At 68.1% G+C, this 13728-nt stretch carries 13 protein-coding genes and 2 rRNA genes; 7 read left to right on the top strand and 8 right to left on the bottom strand.

The genetic code is table 11. The features are described 5' to 3' along the window. Positions 1-87: ribosomal RNA gene (locus ABT313_RS13810) — 23S ribosomal RNA — on the top strand; the annotation flags it as partial. Between the two features lie 175 nt (positions 88-262). Next, positions 263-380 (top strand): 5S ribosomal RNA (gene rrf / locus ABT313_RS13805). A 142-nt stretch (positions 381-522) separates the two neighbouring features. Here rrf and ABT313_RS13800 read toward each other — a convergent pair. Further along, entirely contained in the window at positions 523-801 is a 279-nt protein-coding gene (locus tag ABT313_RS13800; RefSeq protein ID WP_350852069.1) for a helix-hairpin-helix domain-containing protein, read from the bottom strand. Between the two features lie 81 nt (positions 802-882). On the opposite strand from ABT313_RS13800, the gene ABT313_RS13795 reads away from it, so the two are divergent. Then, positions 883-1353 carry a P-loop nucleotide/nucleoside kinase family protein gene (locus ABT313_RS13795; protein ID WP_350852140.1) on the top strand — a complete coding sequence of 157 codons (471 nt, stop codon included), beginning with the start codon at positions 883-885 and terminating at the stop codon, positions 1351-1353. Positions 1354-1475: 122 nt separating this feature from the next. Beyond that, positions 1476-1880 carry a hypothetical protein gene (locus ABT313_RS13790; protein ID WP_350852066.1) on the top strand — a complete coding sequence of 135 codons (405 nt, stop codon included), beginning with the start codon at positions 1476-1478 and terminating at the stop codon, positions 1878-1880. A gap of 53 nt (positions 1881-1933) precedes the next feature. On the opposite strand, the gene ABT313_RS13785 is transcribed toward ABT313_RS13790, so the two are convergent. From ABT313_RS13785 to ABT313_RS13760, 6 genes are all read right to left on the bottom strand, one after another. Next, on the bottom strand, positions 1934-2581 hold the full coding sequence (locus tag ABT313_RS13785) for a hypothetical protein (RefSeq protein ID WP_350852063.1): 648 nt from the start codon (positions 2579-2581) through the stop codon (positions 1934-1936). A gap of 239 nt (positions 2582-2820) precedes the next feature. After that, a complete protein-coding gene (locus ABT313_RS13780; RefSeq protein WP_350852060.1) occupies positions 2821-4653 on the bottom strand; it encodes a glycoside hydrolase family 76 protein in 1833 nt (610 codons plus the stop codon). A gap of 88 nt (positions 4654-4741) precedes the next feature. Next, complete coding sequence (locus tag ABT313_RS13775) at positions 4742-7858, bottom strand: coiled-coil domain-containing protein (protein ID WP_350852057.1); 3117 nt, start codon at positions 7856-7858, stop codon at positions 4742-4744. Continuing rightward, positions 7855-8523, bottom strand: coding sequence for a hypothetical protein (locus ABT313_RS13770; protein WP_350852054.1), 669 nt, complete (start codon positions 8521-8523; stop codon positions 7855-7857). Before ABT313_RS13770 ends, ABT313_RS13775 begins: the two co-directional genes overlap by 4 nt. Next, positions 8516-9118 (bottom strand): hypothetical protein, encoded by a 603-nt coding sequence (locus ABT313_RS13765; protein WP_350852051.1) that lies wholly within the window; start codon positions 9116-9118, stop codon positions 8516-8518. Before ABT313_RS13765 ends, ABT313_RS13770 begins: the two co-directional genes overlap by 8 nt. Beyond that, positions 9115-10305, bottom strand: a complete 1191-nt coding sequence (locus ABT313_RS13760; protein ID WP_350852048.1) for a hypothetical protein — start codon at positions 10303-10305, stop codon at positions 9115-9117. Before ABT313_RS13760 ends, ABT313_RS13765 begins: the two co-directional genes overlap by 4 nt. A gap of 298 nt (positions 10306-10603) precedes the next feature. Here ABT313_RS13760 and ABT313_RS13755 point away from each other — a divergent pair, with 298 nt between their 5' ends. Genes ABT313_RS13755 through ABT313_RS13745 form a run of 3 tightly spaced genes read left to right on the top strand, consistent with a single transcriptional unit; the run spans position 10604 to position 12809 of the window. Further along, the gene (locus ABT313_RS13755; protein ID WP_350852044.1) at positions 10604-11407 is read left to right on the top strand and encodes a TrmH family RNA methyltransferase; all 804 of its coding nucleotides are present in this window, start codon (positions 10604-10606) and stop codon (positions 11405-11407) included. A gap of 46 nt (positions 11408-11453) precedes the next feature. Next, positions 11454-12434, top strand: a complete 981-nt coding sequence (locus ABT313_RS13750) for an SGNH/GDSL hydrolase family protein (RefSeq protein WP_350852042.1) — start codon at positions 11454-11456, stop codon at positions 12432-12434. Positions 12435-12461: 27 nt separating this feature from the next. Then, entirely contained in the window at positions 12462-12809 is a 348-nt protein-coding gene (locus ABT313_RS13745) for an iron chaperone (RefSeq protein ID WP_350852039.1), read from the top strand. 1 nt (position 12810) lies between these two features. Here ABT313_RS13745 and ABT313_RS13740 read toward each other — a convergent pair whose 3' ends face one another. Next, a complete protein-coding gene (locus tag ABT313_RS13740; RefSeq protein WP_350852036.1) occupies positions 12811-13707 on the bottom strand; it encodes a hypothetical protein in 897 nt (298 codons plus the stop codon). Positions 13708-13728 lie beyond the last annotated feature (21 nt).

Below are 13728 nucleotides of genomic sequence, written 5' to 3'. Positions count from 1 at the left end.
CAGTAGACCACTGGGTTGATAGGCCAGAAGTGGAAGCGCCGTAAGGTGTGGAGCTGACTGGTACTAATAGGCCGAGGGCTTGTCACACACACAACACTGGACGTGCTTGGCACGGGTGTGTTGTACAGACTTCGACAAGTACTGCGCTGCAAGTAACGATGTTCGCGTTCACTGTACGGTTCCCGGAATACGGTCACCCCAGCAACCGAACCCTCAAAGGGGGGTTTGTGGTCTGTGTTGGTTGATAGTGTTCTCATATTGTTTCGGTGGCCATAGCGTCGGGGAAACACCCAGTCTCCATTCCGAACCTGGAAGTTAAGCCCGCCAGCGCCGATGGTACTGCGACCGGGAGGTCGTGGGAGAGTAGGACGCCGCCGGACATTCACACTGTTAAGGGCCACCCCGCACCGGGGTGGCCCTTAACATATATACAGCCAAGTTTCTGGCGCTCGGGTTGGTCCGTTGCGATCGGTCCCTGCCGCGAGTGCGTGGTAGATGCCGGCGTCGAGCCCGGTGGGTGCTTCAGTTCGCCCGCTCGAGGAGTTGCTTGCGGTGGGGTGTGTAGGACCACCAGGGGCGAGCGGGATTGCCGTTGGCTTGGTCGGTGGCGGACATGATTGTGTCTAGCAGGCATGGGTCGTGGCGTATGCCGTCTCGTTCGCAGATGGTTTCGTAGATCTCGAAGGGGTCGCGGCCGGCCAGGTCGTCGACCTGTGTGATCCCGGCGCGGCTCAGGTAGCCGGCTACCGCGGCGCCGACGTTCATCAGGCTGGTCAGATCGCTCGGTTGCTTGGTTTGCATGGTTCGACCGTGCCTCGGGAGCGCACCCTGCGTCTTGAACGGATCGGACACCGGCCCACTTAGGATCGGCACGTGGCGGTGATGGTGTTGATCGTGGGGTTGCCGGGTGCCGGCAAGACGTCGTGGGCTCGGCGGCTCGAGGAGGAGCGCAAGGCGATTCGATTGACGCCGGACGAGTGGATGGATGCGCTCTTCCAGGCCAGTGAGGTCGATGGACGACGCTGGGTGCTGGAGTCCGAGATGCTCTGGGGCGTCGCGGCGCGGGCGCTGGAGCTCGGGGTCGACGTGATCCTCGACTACGGCTGTTGGTCCGAGGAAGAGCGGGACCTGTTCCGGACCCGGGCGCAGGACCTGGGCGCGAGCGCGGAGATCGTCGTATTGGATCTTCCGCTCGACGTTCTGTGGGGGCGGCTTGAGCGGCGAAATGCGGATCTGCCGGGTGCGACGTTCCGGGTCAGCCGGGAGGAGCTTGAGGAATGGGGAGCCAAGTTCGAGGTGCCGACGGCTGCGGAGGTTCAGCGCTGGGATCACCACCTTGTGGTGACCAGCTAGCCATTACTCGAGAGCGATCCCCACGAGCGCGACTGCCGCGCAGATGTGGACCGGTGTCCCGAGTCCTATCAAATCAGTGCGCACCGGGCGGATTCGTGTACTCCCGAAGATAGGCTGGGCTCGTGGGAGAGATGAATATAGTCTTCGCGGCGCCAGACGACGAGACCGCGATCGCGGAGCTCGGGGACTGGCTGGGGAGGCCTCCCGTCCACAACGACGATGGACTCCGGCCCGAGGCACTGGCCGAGCTGGAAGCGCTCCTCACTGGCCGGGACAGCCAGGAGATTGCGGCGGACCCCAGGCACTGCGCCCAGATCACTGAAATCCTCGATGAGGGCGCCGGCGTCGTGGAGGCCGGCCTGATGACGGTCACCGACACGCTCACCCATGCGCTGGCGGTTGCGGATACCGAGACGCTGTCAGCGGCAGCGGTGTCACACGGCGAGTACGCCGTCCAGGGATTGGCCATCGTCGCGCGCCATGCGGCAGCCAACGGCCACCACATGTACAGCTACTGGTACTTCTGACCCGATACGGTCGGTCATCTACTTGTGGCTGTGGCGTTGCCGTTGATCCATGGTTACTCGGGTGCGATCCCCACGAGTGCAGCTGCCGCGCAGATGTGGACCGGTGTCAGGTCGACGGGGGAGACCGGAGCCTGGAGCAGCGTGCCACGCTCGTACGGCGTCAGCGTGATGTCGATGCCAGGCGCGCCGGCGACCATGCCGCGGACGTACGTCAGCCAGCCCATCATCGGGATGCCGCGACGGAAGACGCCGGCCGCGGCGGCCAGCTCGGTGTCGGCGATGCTGGCCCAGTTGGGCTCCCAGATCGTGACGACCGCCCGGAGTACCTGGGCGAAGCGCTCGGACTGCCTCAACGCGTCCTCGTCGCTCCAGTGCAGGGTGAGCTGGTCCGAGATCGTGGTCATCGTCCCGCCCATGGACAGGTCGAACAGCCACGGCAGCTCACCGGTGCTCTGCAGGTGCAGGCGCGTCGTACTTGTACCGTTCGCGAGCACCTTCGTCGTCGCCTCGACCATCTCCTGCAGCGGAGTGGAGCCGTCGGCCTCGAGGACGTGGTACCCCCAGCGTTCGTCCTGGGTCCAGTTGTGGACGTCCGGGAACGCAACGGCGACGGCGGTCAGCGTACGGCCGACACGGAGGGCGCGATGCTCGACGGACTCGTCACGGTGCGTCCACTGGGCGCGGAGCAGCCAGGAAGCCATTCACGCCCTCCGATCATGAGGCGGCCGGATCTGCGGAGGAGACACTGCGGCAGCGGATGCAGGTGACGGTACGCCGTGATACGACTGCTTGACCAGAGGTCCGCCTACTCGGTGTGAGCGGGTGATATCGATCTCTGGTGGCGTCACCGGACCAGTCTGCTGTACCCACTGGTCAGTGGTCAGCACCGGGGTCCGATTTTGGTAACCACCCAGCGAAATCTGGACAACTGTCAAAGAATTCAGCTCTTGGGGGTTGCTGCCAGCAGTCCGCCCAAGGCGCTCGCCTGGGTACGCCAGTCCCGCACGTTGGTGCCGCCGCCGGCCCATCGCTGACCGAGTCTGTTCAGTGAATCGCGGTCGTTCTGCCAGATCGAGTCGGCCTGTCGCTGGGCATACGTCCGGTACGACGCATCGCCGGTGGAGTCGGCCAGATCCATCAGGTAGCGCATGAACACGCCCTTGAACTGCTTCTGGTTGTCGTCGCAGCTCCCGACCGCGTCACACGACTCGCTGAGGATGCCGCCCGGGCTGAGCACCGACGACGACATCGCCGCGTCGCCCAGTTGCCTCGCCTCGGCCAGGAGCGAACTGTCGCCGGTCGCTCGCCATAGTTCGAGCGCTCCGCCGATCGCCAGTCCCTGGTTGTACGTCCAGACCGTCTGCCCGTTGTTGGTGCACGATCCCGTCAGGCCGTCGTTCACCAGTCCGGCCGAATTGATCATCCCGCTCGCGCGGAACCAGTTCCATCCCGTCGTTGCCCGCTGCAACCAGACACTGTCGCCGGCGATCCGGTTGTGCAGCGCCGCGGTCAGCCGGACGTAGAGCCCGTTGGTCACCGCGTTCTTGTACGTGCGCTCGCGGTCCCACCACACCCCGCCGCCGCACGTCCCCGTGTCCCAGTAGCCCTGCACGTAGCTCGCGATCGTGACCGCCATGTCCAGGTACCGCTGGTCGCCGGTCAGGTCGTACGCCTCGACCCAGGCGATACCCCACCACTCGGTGTCGTCGATCGCGCGGCTGATGAAGTTCCCCTCCAGTGCCTCACCGCTCTTCTGCCCCGCCGGGAAGACACCCTTGTTCTTCTCGAACACCTCGCTCAGGATCCAGCGCAGATCGGTACGGCGGGTGCGCTGCTGGTAATCCATCAGGGTGGTCACCGCCACCGCGGAGTTCCACCAACTGGAGAGCCACCAGGCGGTGTTCGGCTGGTACGAATACATCAACGCCTCAGCGGCGGCGCTGGTGCGATCGGAGGCGGGTCGCGCCCACGCCGTACAGCTGCCGTTCTGGCCTTCGACGGCTCGTCCGCACGCGCGGACTGCGCCGCCGTACAGCTTGGACAGCGGGTCGGTCGTCGCGTAGAGCCGGGTGCTCGTCGAGGTTGCGCCGGAGCCGACGCTGGTCCGGCCGAGTGACGAACCGTCGGGCCAGGAGGATCCCTCGTTCCAGGAGCGGTCGAGCCAGATCTCGTCGCCGGTGGCGCCGTTGGCGATCGCTCCCCAGGCCATGCCGCGGTCGTCGATGTGGAGCGAGATCGTGCGGTTGGACAACGTCGTCGACGGCACGGGCTGGTTGTCCCCGGACGGTCCGTCGCTACCGTCGCAGGCCGCGGCGCAGACCGAGGTGTGTACCCAGGCTGTGCAGTCAACGCCGGCCGCATCACCGCATGCGCGGATCAGACCGCGCCGGTGGCCGGCCGGATCAGCTAGGTTGTACATCAGCGTGCGCGTGCCAGTCCATCCGGACGGGATCCACGCCTTGCCGAGCAGCCCGTCCCAGGTCGTGCCGCCGTCCCAACTGCGGTCCAGCCAGACCGCGTCATTGGTCGCGCCGCCGTCGATGCTGCCCCACGCCATCGCGTCCTTGTCAGAGACATGCAGTACGACGTGACGCCCGTTGATGACCTTCTCCGGCACAGGGAACGTCTCCTCCTGCGCCTTCGACGGATCGAGCGTGTCGCACGCGACCGAGCAGACTTGGTCGGCCTGCATGCGCGCCTGAGCCGGGACCGTGGTCACAGCCAAGGCAAGGCCGACAACCGTGGCCAGCACCAGTACGGGGCGGAGAGGCATGTGGATCTCCCTGGGGCGGTAGGAAGAGAGCGCTCTCACCTGAGTATGAGGACCCAGCCCGCCAGGTCAAGAGGTCAAGAGGGCCGAGCTAGGCGAGCGTCGGTGAGGCCAGCTCCAGCGTCGGCGTGGAGCCGCGGTACGACGTCATCCACTCGCGGAGCAGCTCGACCCGGGCCGCGTTGTCCTCGTTGCCCTTGACGACCGGCGCCTGGTTGTACGCCATCGTGTCCGAGCTACGCCGAAGCTTCACGTACAGCCGGGACGACGCGAGCGCATACCGCTCCATGTCGTCCTGCAGCGCGCCGATGACCGTGATGTTCCGATCGCGTCCGATCTGCTCGAACAACGCGACTGCCTCACGACGGTGCTGCGAACCGAGGTTGCGGCCGAGCTCGTCGAGGATCAGCAGCAGTGGCCGATCCGAGCCACCGGCCAGCGCCGCGGCGCAGACGAGCTTGACCGCCTTCTCGTCCATCTGCGCGGTGTTGCCCTTGACGTTGAACGCGGAGAACGGACCGCCCTCGGACCGGCGCCACTTCGGCGTGACCGTCCAGCGCCACGGCTTGTCGGGCTCGGCGGGCGGGTCGGGCTCGGGGAACTCGAGCTTCGCGCCGTACCCGCCGTACTGCTGGTCGAGGCGGTCGAACTCCTGCGATACCAGGCGAAGTCGCGCTTTGATGCCGTCGGCAAGCGAGGTGCGGTGGGCGCGGGCTGTGCTCTCCGCTTCGTCGAGGCCTTCGCGGGCGCGCTCGAGGGCGGCGTTCCGCTCGGCGCGCTGGCTGGCGATCTGCTGTTGCTGCAAGCTGTCGAACGTCTCGTGCTGCGCGAGGTGGCTGCTCAGCGTCCGGTGCAGCGCCGGCACCAGGCCGACGCGGTCGCCGAGAGTGCCGCTCGTCCAGCCGTCCGGGCCGTTCAGGATCTCCCAGAGCTCGGTCGGGATCTCCTCGCGCGAGCGGGCGTTCGGGAAGCAGCGGCGGATGACGTCGTCGAGTTGCGTGCAGGCCTGGTGGTTCCAGTCGGCCGTCGTACGGCGTTGGGCGTCGTCGGGCAGACCGAGGATGAACTCCTCGGCCTCCGCGGGCGTACCGCCCCAGGCCGTGGTCCGTGTGGTCAGGTCGAGCGCGGCCTGCTCTTCCAGCAGCGCGAGCCGGCGGCCGGTCAGGTCGTCGAGGATGCGGTCGTGGTCGCGGCGGGTCGACTCCAGGTTCTTCAGGCGCTCGTCGCGTACCAGCTGCTGGCCGGCCGCTGCCTCCGCGGATTCCTTTGCTGCCTGGAGTTGCGGGGCGAGCGAGTCCCTATCGGTCTCGTGCCGGTCGATGGTCTCGCGGAGCTGCAGGATCTGCTCCTGGACCGCGTCCGCGTCGGCCAGCGACTGGGCGGCCGCGGTCCGGCGCTCTGCCTGCTCGACCCGGGATCGTGCCTGCTCCAAAGCGGCGGATGCGACCGCGCGCGCTGCCTTGGCTGCCTCCACGCGTCGCCCGGCGGCCTGGATCCGGGCGGTCCGGCCGGTGATCGGCTCGTCGAACTGCCCGACCGAGACGACACCGGCGGACTCGTCGATGTTCTCCTTGGTCGCGCGCTCACCCAGGGCTGCGAAGAATCCGTCCAGCGCGAACCGCTCGTCAGCCGACTTCGGCCCACGACGCAGCTTCGGCGCGCCCGGGCGATTCGCCAGCACCAGCAGGAATCCTGGCCACCCGGCGTCGGCCAGCGCGGTCGTCGCGACGGTCGCGTCACCCGCGTCGATGACCACGGCCTCGCGGTACGGCGCGAGCCGCGGCTCCCACTCGGCCCGGTCGGACTCCGGCAGCTCGGTGATGTCGGTCAGCGCGCCGCACTCGATCCCGGCGGTCTCCAGCACCTGCTGCTGGGTCGCGGACACGGTCTGGCCGCTCTCGGCTTCACGAAGCTCGGCCTCGGTGTGCTCGACGGCCACCCGTGCGGCGTGGTCGCGGCCGATGTGCTCCTCCAGCACCTCGCGCGCCTCGGCCTGCTCCTCGCCGGCCGCGGCCAGATCGCGGCCGTCCGCCGAACGACCCGCTTCGAGAAGGCGCCGATGCTCCTGGCCGAGCCGCTCCAGCTGCTCGCGTACCGAACGCTGGGCCAGATCGAGCTCCCGGTCGCGGGCGTCGAGCTTGTCGCGCTCCTGACGGGTCAGCTGGACATCCCGGAGCATGCCCTCTTCGTTGCCGAAGGCATCTATCTCCGTGTCGACAGATTCCTTTCGGGCTTCCTGCTCAGCAACTCGTTCGTCGAGGACGCCGAGTTCTTGAAGGATCTCGCGGTTGCGAGCGTCACCGTCGATCAGGTGCCGGGCATTGCGCGCCTGCCACGATTCCTTGGCCGCCGCGAGCGCTTCTCTCGCCGCGGCGCGCTGCAGGATGCCGGCCTCGACGGTCGCCATCTCCTGCTCCCACCGCTGCAGGTCGGCGGTGGCCTGCTTGGTGGCCTCGCGCTGGGTGTGCTCGGCGGAGCGGTGCGCCTGCTCCTGCTCGAGCTCGTGGTCGAGACCGGTGAGGGTCGCGATCGCGTTGAAGATCCGGGCCGGGCCGAGCTCGTTGAGCGGCTCCGCGAGCAGGTTGGCAGTCGGGCTCGAGCGCACGGATGTCGACAAGAACGAGACACAGCGGACCTGGCCGCCGTACAGGACCTGGGACAGCTTGTTGGCGTGGAAGTCGGTGCGGCCGTTGGAATGCGGCAGCGCGGCCCAGAGCGCGTCCGCACCGGCGGCACGCTCGGCCTCGGTGGCGCCGTAGGGGATGTGCAGGCCTTGCTTCCAGCGGAGGTCGATGTACGACGCCTTGCGGTTGATGCGGATCCAGACGGTGATTGCCGCCGCCTCGACCTCGTCGAGGTCGGTCAGGCCGGGATCGGAGAAGACGCCGACGATGTAGCCGCGGTCGACGTTCGACCAGTTGCCTTCCTGGCCGGCTGCTTCTGCCGTGAACAACAACTCGGCCGCGCCCGGAGCACCGCTGGTGAGGCGCCACTGGTCGTCGGCGTGCAGGAGGCTGAGCGCGGCGATCCACGACGACTTGCCGGCGCCGTTGGAGTCGGTCGGACCCTGGCCGGCGACCGTGATCAGGCCCCGGCCGATCATCGGGATCGGGTGCGTCGACAGGCGCGACAGGTCGACGACCTGCACCCCGAGCAGCACCTTGGACCCAAGGATGTCGAATGGCCCGTCCTCGACAGCGGCGCTCATGTCTCATCTCCTACGACGACGGGATCTGCTGCTGGGATGCCGTTGCGGGCGCGGATGGCTTCGGCGATCGGGCTGGCCGGGGCGGCGGCGAGGATCAGTTGGTCTTGCAAACGTCGGCGTGCTGCCGGTGTCAGACGCTGCAGTTGCGGACCGGGGATGTACGACGGTCCGCCGGAGTGATCGCCGGAGAGCTGGATCAACCCGGCGGCGCGCAATCGCTGCAGGGACAGGCGTCGCTCCTCCCCGCTGATCCGCGTCGTCCGCAACTCGTCGACGGTCGTGGGACGCGCAGACTTCCAGCTGTCACCGGTCAGAATGCCTTCGCTGCGGGGGATCGCGACGGAATGGACCAGCACCAGCACGAGCACTGCGCGGTCGATAACCGACAACGGCTGCCAGCTCTGCGCGACCAGGCTCGCTGCGATGTCGTCGTCGTACCCGGCGGTCCAATGCGTGCCGTCGACGTGGACGAGCGTTCGGCCGATGAGCTTGAGCATCCGCTGCACTTGGCGGCGCAGCGTCACGTCGCGGAGGCCGGCCAGTTGTACCTCGGCGACCGGATGCGCGGCGTACTGCACTGCGCTGAAGGCGGCGAGCACCTCGTCGCGTGCGCGGTCGCTGAGGTCCTGTAGCAACGAGTCGAACAGCGCATGGTGCTCAGTCATCCAGCACCTCCTGGCGCTCGTCGCTCTCCGGCCCAGGCCGGGTGGTCAGCTCTGCAGGCGGCGGCTCGGGCAGGTGGCGGCACAGGTCGCGGAGGGTCGAGAGGTCGGTCGCGGTCCAGGTGATGACACGCGGACCGAGCCGGACCTCGGCGGTCTTCTCGTCCCAGCGGATCCAGTGGGTCGCGTGCAGGCGGCGCAGGCTGCCGATGATCAGCGTGAGGTCGCTCGACTGCTCGGCGCGGCCGCGCATCCCGGCGTACACGGATCTGATCTGGGCGAGCGTGCCGGTCACACCTGGCCAGGCCGGTGCGCTGCGGTCCGTCCAGCAGCAGGTCACGCAGATCGCGAGCAGGCGGGCGGTCTCGTTCGGCTGCTCGACAGCGACTGGGGGAGCGCCGAGCTCCTCTAGGACGCCGTGACCTGCGCCCGAAGGGAGCGTCGGCACGAGCCAGACTGTCGATCCATCTGGTGAAGCCGCACGGGTGAGACCCGCGACGGCAGGCGTGTCAGGGTCGACCTCGAGCGGGCCGGCGGATTGCACCTTCGCCCACCACAGCGCGTTGTAGAGCCGCCGCTCAACGGCCTCGGTGCTCATCGCGCCACCCGGCGGAAGATGCCTTCGGTCGCCCACGGAGTGCCGGCGGCCGGATCGATCCGCATGCCATCGGACCAGACCAGCTCGTAGTCGAGCTCGTCGTGCAAGTGCGCCGCAGTCAGCTCGGCGAGCACGCGTCGCGCCGTGATCCAGTCGCCGGCGTCGTCGATAACCTCCACGATGTCCACCTCGGATCGGCCGGCCAGCACCCGCTCGGCCTCCGCCCGCAGGTCCTCACGGTCCGTCGCGGCCGCGGACTCGGGCGCGTCGGCATCTGCGGTCGGGCGTGGCGGCGCCATCCGGGCGCTGCCGGACCGGCGTCCTGTCTCGACAGCCTCGACCATCGTCTGCGGTGAGAAGTCCGGTGCGGCAGCGTCGAAGAGGAGGCCATCCAGCACTGCGGCCAGCGCATCGGGCTCGCTGCTGCGGGTGAACGTCAGCCAGGTCTCGATCGGCAGCAGCCCGAGCGCCCGCGTCGTACCAGCTCGCTCGACGAGGCGGCCGGCGGCGAGCTGGACGGCGTCGGCGTACGCCGCCAGAGCCATGCGGAGTGAAGTGCAGTCGCGGTGCAGCTCGGGCCAGCGCTCGAGCACGATCCGGTGGACCTTCTCGGCCTGCTCGATCAGGCGCTCGTTGCCCCAGGCGAGCTGGGCGTTCTCGCGGAGCTGCGCCGTGGTGCTGGTCGAGACCAGGATGGCCAGCTCGTTCCCCAGGAGGCGGAAGACCTTGGTCATCCGGCCGATCGACGCCTTGCCCTCGTCCGCGGTGGCCTGCGGGTCGCTGACGCTATGTGCCTCGAGGGTGAGCAGCTGGTGCAGCTCGGCCTGACCGCCCTGGACCGACATCCGGCGCAAGAACATCAGCATCACGTACGGCGCGAAGGCGGCGCGGTGACGCAGCTCGTTCGGACGGTCGACGAGTTTGGTGATCGCGCCGTACTGTCGGAGCACTTCGAAGCGGCGGACGATCATGTCGTGCGGATACGCCCGGCAGGCGAGCGTGGCCTGCTCGACCGTCAGACCGTCGCTGCCGGCCTCGGCGAAAGCGTCCAGGATGGCCTGGTCGACGTCGAGCAGGTCCGGGTCGACGATCATCGCGCCGGCCTCGCGGGCGAGCACGGCGAAGACCTGACGGTAGACGCGCAGCACGGCCGCTTCGGCCTCGGCGTCGAGCAATGTCGCGTCCATCCCGCACTCCCTCCCGTGTGATAGCTGCCTGCGCTACCAGAGAAAAGGACTCTAACCACAGCCACCGACAGACCAAAACTCGCCTCGCGCCGGCCTGTGGACAACCGGGTGCTGTGGAAAACCGGATGACGCCCGCGGCCGGGCTGCCTACCATCCGAGATGTGATGAGAATCCTTGGCTGACGCGGTCGATAGGCCGCGTCAGTACCACGGCGCCCCACGGGCGTCGCCCCGCCGGTGCGGACCCTGTCGCAGGGTCCCCGGCGCGCTTGCTGATTCTCTCCATTCGGAGCTTGCACATGACTGTGCACCCATTCGCCCACTCGGCGCGTTCCATCGGCGCGCAACATCCCCGTGTCCGTGACCTGCTGACCCTGCGGAAGGACGGTTCACCCGGCCGGATCATGGTCGAAGGCAGCTGGGAGCACGACCGGCTGCTGACCACCTCGGCCCCCATCGAGGCCTTCTTCTGGTGTCCCGAGGCCGCCACCACCGAGGTCCACCGGATCGCGGAGCGAGCAACCGAGGTGTACCGCATCTCGGAGAAACTGCTCGCCCGCCTCTCCCGCAAGACCCGGTCCGACGGCCTGATCTCGATCGCGCGGCTGCCGGAATGGCGGCCGCACGCGTTCGAGTTCACCAACGAGTCGCTGGTGCTGGTCGCTGACGGCGTCGAGTACGCTGGCAACCTCGGCACCCTGATCCGTACGGCGGACGCCGCCAACGCCGACTGCCTCGTGCTGACCAGCAGGCGAGCCCGGCCGACGCATCCGTCCGTGTACTCCGCGAGCCGCGGCACGGTCCTCTCGACGCCGATCCTGGAGTTCGACGACATCCCGTCCGCCGCGGCGTGGTTGCGGAGCCATCGCTTCCGCGTCCACCTCGCGGATCCCGCAGCGACGGGGACCTATCGCGTTCCGCAGTACGACGGGCCGACGGCGTTCGTCGTCGGCTCGGAGGGCTCGGGGCTGTCCCGGGAGTGGCATGACGAGGGGTTCGATGCGGTGTCGATCCCGATGCTCGGGCAGGCCGACTCGCTGAACGTCGCGCTGTCGGCGGGCATCCTGCTGTTCGAGGCGCGGGCTCGGAAGGCAGGCTGGTGAGCTCGCCAGGCAGAATGGCACAGCAACCGAGACCGAGGAGTGTGCTGTGCCGTTCGAGCCTGGCGAGGTCGTCGCCCCGTCCGATCCGCGCATCGTCCTGGAAGGGCAGTGGGGACACCAGCCCGGTGTGGCGATCACCGTGAACTCCGGTTCCCGGATCTCGTTCTCGTACGCCGGTGAGCGGCTGCAGCTGCTGTTCGACACGGACGGGCTCACGGTCGCGCCGCATCTGTGGGTCACGGTCGACGACGGTCAGCCGGAGTTGCACGTGATCGAGGGGCCGGTCGTCGAGCTGTCCGCGCCGGACGGCCGGCACCGGGTCGAGGTCGTGGTCAAGGACGTGAACGAGCATGCGAACCGGTGGAACCCGCCGTTCGAGTGCGCTGTCGTGTTCGCCGGTCTCGTGCTCGACGTGAACGCCCGGCTGCGGTTGAGCGGTCGGCCCGGCGGTCCGCGGATCGAGTTCTACGGCGACTCGATCACGCAGGGCGTCCGGTCGCTGAGCGTGCACCCGGAGTCTGAGGGCGCGGACGGGACCACGTCGTACGCGTATCTGACCGCGCGGGCGTTCGGTGCGACGGCGTACCAGGTCGGGTTCGGCAGCCAGGGGATCAGCAAGCCGGGGAACGGCGAGGTGCCGGCGGGCGTGGACTCGTTCGGCTGGAACTTCGCCGGCTCGCCGGCCGAGCGCGTCGAGCCGTCCGACGTGGTCGTGATCAACCTCGGCGTCAACGATCCGACGCTGGACGTCGAGGAGTACGCGGACTATGTACGGCGGGTGCGGGCGGCGTACCCGGAGACGACGATCGTGTCGCTGACGCCGTTCAGCGGCAAGCACGCCGACACGATCCAGGCCGCGGTGAAATCCCTCGACGACCCCAAGCTCGTCTTCATCGACTCGACCGGCTGGATCACCGAGGACGACTGCACCGACCAGGTCCATCCCACCGTCGCCGGTCACGCGAAGATCGCCGAGCACCTCGTCGACGCGCTGGAGGAACAGACCTCACTCCGCCGGACCACCTGAGGCGCCGCTTTAGGGCAAGCTGGTCAGATGGCGGACGAGTTCTCCAGCGTCGACGACTACCTCGCGTCGTTCCCACCCGACGTACGCGAGGTCCTGGAGCAGGTACGCCGTACCATCCACGCCGTCGTCCCCGGTGCCGGCGAGAAGATCAGCTACCAGATGCCGACGATCACCCTCGACGGAAAGCCCCTGATGTACTTCAGCGGCTGGAAGTCCCACATCGCCGTCTACCCGATCCCACCCGTCGACGCCGACCTCTCAACCGCCCTCGCCCCCTACCGCTCCGGCAAAGGCACCCTGAAGTTCCCCCTCAAGAAACCCATCCCGTACGCCCTCATAACCCGCTTAACCGAAGCCTTCGTCGCCGCACGCTGAGTCAGGCGTACGCCGGGGCGATCGCCTGGGCGAGGGCGACGAGCGCAGCTGGGCGAACGGGGACGTCAGGCGTCGTCACCAGTTCGACGTACGCGTTCTTGGCGGTGCGGAACGTCAGCGGACCATTTGATGCCTGCCACCCTTCGGCGGCGACCTTCACGCGATGCGCATAGAAAGCGTCCTTCATGTCGCCGAAATCCATCGAGGGATCGGAGCCCAGGCCGCCGGATCGGACCGCGACCGTGAGTGTCTGGGAACCCCACTGGCACCACACGTAGCCATCCGTCAGCGTGTCCCGTCGCAGCACGGCCTTCTCACCGAGCAGGCGTTCCGCGGCCGCAGTACCGCGTGCGCAGGCCGGCTGCGCGATGATGGCCGGCGCGGTGGGAAGCCCGCCGGGGAGCGCGAGGATCGTTCGGGCCATGGAGCGGAGCTCGGCCAGTGTGCCCGAGCCGTCGTTCTGGAAGAGCAGCTTGATCTGACGGTTGTCCGCGCGGAACACCAGCCAGGGCGCGGCGGCCGCGGGATTCACCGCCCACGAGCCCGGTCCGACTCCGCCGTCGATGACCTTGGCGGCGTACTGCAGGCCACTGATCACTTCGCCATCGCTCTTGCGTGACAGGGCGAACTGCGCGTCGGTGACAGGGACGGCGGACAAAGACACCAGCACCTGGTGGACCTGCTGTGTTGTGTTCACCAACGAGCAACTGTCAGCGAGCGGCGTATTGAGGCGGGATCCTGCTTCCGCGGCCTTCCAACTCCCACTGAGATGCGGGGCCAGTCGCTCGCACAGGTTTCCGGTCGGTGCCGGTGTAGGCGCGACCTCCTGTGTGGTGTGGCTGTCGCAGGCGGTCAGGCTGAGCAGTAGAACAGCTACCGCGGCCGTGAATCGACGCATGGTCGTGCACCCTCCCCAGGT

The sequence above is a fragment of the Kribbella sp. NPDC000426 genome, from assembly GCF_040300265.1.
Classification (GTDB): domain Bacteria; phylum Actinomycetota; class Actinomycetes; order Propionibacteriales; family Kribbellaceae; genus Kribbella.
Note: the sequence above shows the minus strand (reverse complement) of the source record. Positions and strands in the feature narration are given on the sequence as shown.